Annotated in this window: 3 protein-coding genes and 2 pseudogenes; 2 read left to right on the top strand and 3 right to left on the bottom strand. The window is 42.4% G+C overall.

What is annotated here, in order from left to right; genetic code table 11:
• Window positions 1-366: SAM-dependent methyltransferase (locus QNJ66_RS26075; protein ID WP_366146326.1), on the top strand; the 366-nt coding region annotated here is incomplete at its 5' end.
• Between the two features lie 239 nt (window positions 367-605).
• Here the strand turns inward: QNJ66_RS26075 and QNJ66_RS26070 are convergent.
• The 3 genes and pseudogenes from QNJ66_RS26070 to ltrA all read right to left on the bottom strand — a co-directional run bounded on the left by QNJ66_RS26070 (window position 606) and on the right by ltrA (window position 4,130).
• Complete coding sequence (locus QNJ66_RS26070; RefSeq protein WP_300511581.1) at window positions 606-824, bottom strand: HNH endonuclease signature motif containing protein; 219 nt, start codon at window positions 822-824, stop codon at window positions 606-608.
• A 171-nt stretch (window positions 825-995) separates the two neighbouring features.
• Window positions 996-2,312 (bottom strand): annotated as a pseudogene (locus QNJ66_RS26065) (reverse transcriptase domain-containing protein); the annotation flags it as partial.
• A gap of 138 nt (window positions 2,313-2,450) precedes the next feature.
• A complete protein-coding gene (gene ltrA, locus QNJ66_RS26060) occupies window positions 2,451-4,130 on the bottom strand; it encodes a group II intron reverse transcriptase/maturase (protein WP_300511579.1) in 1,680 nt (559 codons plus the stop codon).
• Window positions 4,131-4,825: 695 nt separating this feature from the next.
• Between ltrA and QNJ66_RS26055 the strand changes: the two are divergent.
• A pseudogene (locus tag QNJ66_RS26055) lies at window positions 4,826-5,266 on the top strand (cobalamin-binding protein); the annotation flags it as partial.

Genomic DNA, 5,266 nt, shown 5'->3' with positions numbered 1-5,266 from the left:
CTTACCCCTGATCTTTTATATCAAAATCAGACGAAAGCTAACTTAGGGGTGATGGATGTTTCTTTTATTTCCTTAACGAAAGTGTTAACCCCCTTATGGAACTTGCTGCTAGAACCTAGAGAAGTTATTTTATTAGTAAAACCTCAATTTGAAGTGGGGCGATCGCAGGTGGGTAAAAAAGGAGTAGTTCGTGATCCCAAAGCGCGCACTCAAGCCATTGATCAAGTGTTAGAAACGGCTTATTCTTTAGGTTGGTTATTTTGTGGGTTAACGGAGTCTCCCCTCACCGGACCTGCGGGTAATGTGGAATATTTATTATGGTTACGTTGCGATCGTGGGAGTGATATTGAACACTCCGCCAACTAAATCAAAGATTATAGTTGGGGATTCTTTTTGCACCGAGTAAAGGTGTTACCGAGAAAGGTGGTGTCCGCACCGGACCGCAAGACTTTTGCTCGCCAATCCCTCAGTAAAAGCAATCTTATCGATGTAGATGATTACTTATAGGCAGAAGGTCGTGTCTCCGAATGAAATTCTTTACCGTACCTAGTAAGTATGCCCTTTCTAGCATCGTAACACAAGTTGTGCTTTTTGCCGGGCCCCATCTAAATCAAAGATTGAATATGGGGACTGCGCAAAAATTTCTGTTCAAAGTGGCAATGTTTATGGATAAGTTGGAGATTTTTCATTTCTCTTTTCCCACCCATACTTAAGGGGTGAATGTGGTCTATTTCCCATAAGTCCCCATCATTAAATTTGCCCTTACAGTGAGGACAAATTCCTTTTTGCCGTTTAATAAGTTTGAGTTCTGTATTATTCAGCATGGGATGGGATTTGACCCGCTTTGCCCAATAAGCAAGATTGCCATCGTAGATGCTTGCTTCGCCTTTAACCGTTATATGTCTGACGATTGAGGTGTCAGAGTGTTTGATTAGGGTATTAGTTTCGCTTCGGAATGTCCATCTGTTTCCTTGTTGGAGAGTGAAGTATTTACGATATGCCCATTTTCTCGGTTTGTTAGGATGTCTTCTTTTTGCCCATCGAATTAACTTGTGTGTTAAAAGATGGTCAAGTTTGACAAAGACTTCCTTGGAGACATAGGGTTTGTAGTAATTACACCACCCTCGGATTATTGGATTCAGATGTTTAATTAGAAATTCCTGTGACGATGCCCTGTGTGAATCAACGATTTGGGCTAGGCGTTGGTAGTGGTTCTGGACAGCCTGTTTACTGGGAGTGATGAGTACCACATACCCAGTCGGTTTGCCATTGGTTCGCTTTGCACTTCTGTATTCACCCGTTTTATAGTGCTTGATGTTGACACCAAGAAAATCAAAGCCTTCTGTAGAGTGTACTGTTTTGGTTTTTGAGGGTTTGATTTCCAAGCCTATTTGAGCTAGGAATTCCTCAACTACTTGTTTAGCTTCTTCGATGATTTCCTTGTTGGGATGAATAACAAGAAAGTCATCTGCATATCGAACTACGGATAGAGTTTTTTGGGTTTTTGCTTTTCCAGTAGTTCCCCATCTTTGGTCAGTAGCATTCCATTCTGGAATTCGATATTTCCTCTCATTCCATAACCAATCCTTGAGCCGTTCTTCTAACCCATGAAGGGCGATATCGGCTAGGAGTGGTGAAATAACACCGCCTTGGGGCGTACCAGAGGTTGACGGGGTGAACCCTTTTTTATCACCCTTATTACCAAAGTCAATAACCCCACTGTTCAGCCATGCTTTGATTTGCCGTCTGAAGGTAGGACAAGTGTTTATTTTGTCCAATAGGGCTTTGTGGTCAATATTGTCAAAACACCCTGAGATATCCGCATCATATACCCATTTCCCGTCTGTTGTTGACAGGGTTTTGTGGATGTAGGTGATAGCGTCGTGAGTGCTTCGTGCAGGTCTAAACCCATAGGAATGAGGTTCAAACTTGGCTTCCCATTCAGGCTCAAGAGCCATTTTTAGGAGAGCTTGTTTTGCTCTTTCCTCTATGGTGGGTATGCCCAGAGGTCTTTCTTGGTGCGCGCTTCTTTGGCGAAGAAACCTCGCCGACGGCGCATCCGCTTTCTCATCCTTGTTAGGTTTGGGAATCCATACTCGCTTAACCGGTTTGGATTTGGAGCTTAATTTCAGCCTTTCTGCTAGTCGTAACCGTTGGTTGGGCTTTAGTGTTTTAACTCCATCTATTCCTGCTGTATTCTTGAGGGGCTGTGTGCGGAATTTACTTCCGCACCCTGAAAGCCCCGTGCCACGATTGTCTTGGGTGACTTTTCTGACTGCCAGAACCTTAGCAGACCATGAATTGACAAGCGTTTTCTGTAAGGAGCGTACTGCCCCTGTATCACCACGTCGGGTAGCTTCATATAGTCGGGTAGGATTGGACTGTTACCAGTCCTCACCCCCCTAAGAACCGTACGTGAGATTCTCACCTCATACGGCTCAAGCCACACTTCAAGCCTTACTGACTCGTCGTCCGTGTACCCGTTTATGACATCCTTTGTGTAGATGTTCAAGGTTGTCCATGTCGTCTGAACCTCCTTGTTTAACAGGTAGTAGATGATGGGTTTCAATTTCTTCTCCATTGAATAAGAAATCTCCACAGTTCGGGCATTTATAATTCTGTTTCTTAGCTAGGAGTTCAAATTTTGAACCTTTTGCCCAGAATTGTTGGCCTTCTTTGGTTTTGCGGTTTTTCCAATATTCTTGTAACTCAGGGTCGTAAGGGGAGTTGTTCCCTTTGACTTTTATGTGTCTAACTATGGGGGTTTTGGCGATGTCGTAGAGAATAACCTCTTTTTCACCCCCAAATCTATCTAGTTTTGTACACATAAATTTCCATTCTTGACTTCTGTATCTTGGGAAGTATTTGTTTTTAACCCATGTGATGGACTTCATCGGATGCCTACGTCTCGCCCATTTCCAGAGATATTTCCACACTCGATAGCTGATGTAGCTGAATGTTTCTTTGCTGACTACTCCTTTGTAGTAATTAGCAAAACCTCTGAGGATTGGATTTAGTTTAGTGATAAGATTCTCCTGTGTCCATGTGGCACACGATTTAATGGTTTTTCCGATTTCTTTACAGAATTGGAGAACCTTCTCTTTTTGAGGTTTAATGAGTAATTTTCCATCATAATGACGGAGGTTGAACCCCAGAAAGTTAAACCCTTCTTCTATATGGACGATTCGTGTTTTCTCCTCGCTTAATTCCAATCCTCTTGTACTTAGCCATTCTTTAATCAAGTCTTTGATTGATTCTAGGGTTTCCTTGTTTTTAGCTGTGACAATAAAATCATCAGCGTATCGAATTATGCCTAGTTTTGGTCGGTTGTTCCACTTATCTCTGGGGAGTTTGATGGATTTGATGACTTCTTCTAGTCCATGTAACCCGATATTAGCAAGGAGTGGACTTATTACCCCACCTTGAGGTGTTCCCGTATAGGTTGGGTGATGTTGTCCTTTTTCCATGTATCCTGCTTCTAACCATTGTTTAATCTGGTTTCGAGAAGGATGGGAGTCTATCAGTTCCATGACTGATTGATGGCTAACATTGTCGAAGAATCCTTTTAGATCAGCGTCTAGAACCCAGGTATCTCTACCTTTTTTGAGGTTAAGGAAGCATTGGGCGATGGCATCTTGAGTGCTTCTACCTGGTCTGAACCCATAAGAGTTGGGTTCAAAAATGGCTTCCCATTCGGGTTCTAAGGAGTTTTTAACTATTGCTTGTTGTACTCTGTCTTTTATGGTTGGGATGCCTAAAGGACGTTGTTTACCGTTGGCTTTGGGGATATAGACTCTCTTGGTAGGAGAGGCTGTTTCGAGTTGCCATTGTTGGACAAATTCAACTCTATCAGAAGGGGTGTTGACGATTTGTTGGTCAATACCTGGGGTTGATTTACCCTGATTGTTTTGGGTAATTTGTCTGATAGCAAGCAATAGATTGGCATAGGATTTATTCATCAGCTTTTGCAGTCGTCTTAACTGCTTCCACTGACCGAGTTTTCTGGCACGAAATATCCGCTTTCTGAGGGAATTAATCAGCTTTTTGACTTTCTTCCAATTAATCTGGTTCCAGTCGGTTAGCTGTTCTCTTTGTCCATTTACATCGTTGTGATGTATCCAACTTCTCATTGAGTTCATTCCTGAAGATAAGTTTCCTTTCCGTATGTGACCCAAGTGAATTCTGCTATTCCTTTCGGTCAGAGGCAAATTTTGAACCTCTATCCCATCTATTACTGATGGGCGTTCGCTTTTTCACTCATCCTTTACCCTCCAGAGGTTTCGGCGTTGATTACTCGTTGCTTACCAGAAAGTTTCGACCTCTTTTCTGGACTCTGTAGGGCTTACCCTGTTGTATCGTCTGAAGTTAGGAAATAGTTAGGATGGCTATCTTTTCTGCGGTGGGAGTTATGTTTCTACGCTTTTAGGAAACGAAAGCCTAAAAGCCACCCACTTACCGTTTTGGTTCAGGCTTACCAGGAACCATTTAGCCTGTTCTACAATGACGCAGTTTAAACAATAGCTTCACTTACGTTCATCCTTCTACTTCTCCCACTAGCACCTCACCAGTTAGTTCCTACTAGCTTTGGTTACATTTAGCGTCTGCACTCCATCTATTTCATTACTTACTTTAGATGTGACGTACCGTTTTATTACGGATTACTCTATGTGGGTCTAGGGTAGAAAACCTAGAGAGGCTTTAACCTCGGTTCAGATGACCAGTTCAGGTCGCACTTGATTGTTGTAGCTGGTGTACTTGTTTTAAGAAATAAACTACCCGACACTGATAGTTCATAAAATAGAGAGAAAACTGTAGGCTTTAATCCATGACTACTCAAGTTTCTTTAAAAATTGTTTCTCTGCTTCCTTCGGCTACAGAGATCATTGACTGTTTGGGTTTAACGGATTCTCTTGTGGGACGCTCTCACGAGTGCGATTATCCAACCCTTGTTCGTGATTTACCCGTTTGCACCACCGCCAGACTCGATAGTACCCGTAGTAGTGGTCAAATAGATCAAGATGTTCAAACCCTACTACAACAAGCTCTGAGTATTTATAATATTGAGCTTCAAACCCTTCAAAAACTTCAACCCACTCATATCGTTACTCAGGATCAATGTGACGTTTGTGCCGTGAACTTTGCGACTGTTGAAGCAGCGATCGCTCAATTAACTGACTCTAAACCCCAAGTTATTTCATTACAACCTAACCTCTTAGAAGAAGTCTTTGCAGACATTGAACGAGTAGCCAAAACTTTTGGCATTGAC

The organism is Crocosphaera sp. (assembly GCF_030064895.1).
GTDB lineage: Bacteria > Cyanobacteriota > Cyanobacteriia > Cyanobacteriales > Microcystaceae > Crocosphaera.
The sequence above is the reverse complement of the archived record's forward strand: the minus strand, read 5'-3'. Positions and strand labels throughout refer to the sequence as shown.